Below are 610 nucleotides of genomic sequence, written 5' to 3'. Positions count from 1 at the left end.
CGCCGAGACCAACTCCAATCCAGCCCCCTACCTTGATGTATTTACTGGCCTTGGCGACGCCTTCGATGTGAGTCGCATAACCCGGAATACTTCCAGCCGCCCCAGCTTTGCTCCAGTGGTGAACCAAGCTACGACTGGAGATCCCCAAGGCGTTTTTCAGTTTTGGATGCTCAGGTATACCCACGCCCTTACGCACAAGCGGCCCCAGGCTGTGGTCCAGTTGAGACATCAGACGGTTTCGTTCCGCAAAAAACTCAGGCGTCTGCAACCTGCCCTGTTGTTGGAATGTACGCTGGTGCAGCGCTTCCAGTTGTTCCAGGGTGCCCTTCAGGTCATCCAGGTGTTTGGAGAACATGACTTCACCGATACCGATCGCCCCTGAGCCTTCAGTCAGAAACGACTCAATTTCAGCCTGGTGGCGCACCATAAAGGCCGCTTCATCATCACTCATGGGCTCAAGAGCGCTGTTCACCTTGTTGGCGGCTTCCATCAGCAACGCTTCTTCTCGGGTGCACTGGGTGTTCTGTGGGTCACTTAAAACAACCAACTGCCCTGGCTTGGCGAAGCTTGATAGTTGTGGGTTCAGGGTGCGGAACTTATCCAGGACGGC

Annotated in this window: 1 pseudogene; it reads right to left on the bottom strand. The window is 55.2% G+C overall.

Annotated elements, in window-relative coordinates:
• A pseudogene (locus AACY45_RS27465) lies at positions 1-610 on the bottom strand (hypothetical protein); the annotation flags it as partial.

The sequence above is a fragment of the Pseudomonas sp. RA_35y_Pfl2_P32 genome (assembly GCF_963970735.1).
Taxonomy (GTDB): domain Bacteria; phylum Pseudomonadota; class Gammaproteobacteria; order Pseudomonadales; family Pseudomonadaceae; genus Aquipseudomonas.
Note: the sequence above shows the minus strand (reverse complement) of the source record. Positions and strands in the feature narration are given on the sequence as shown.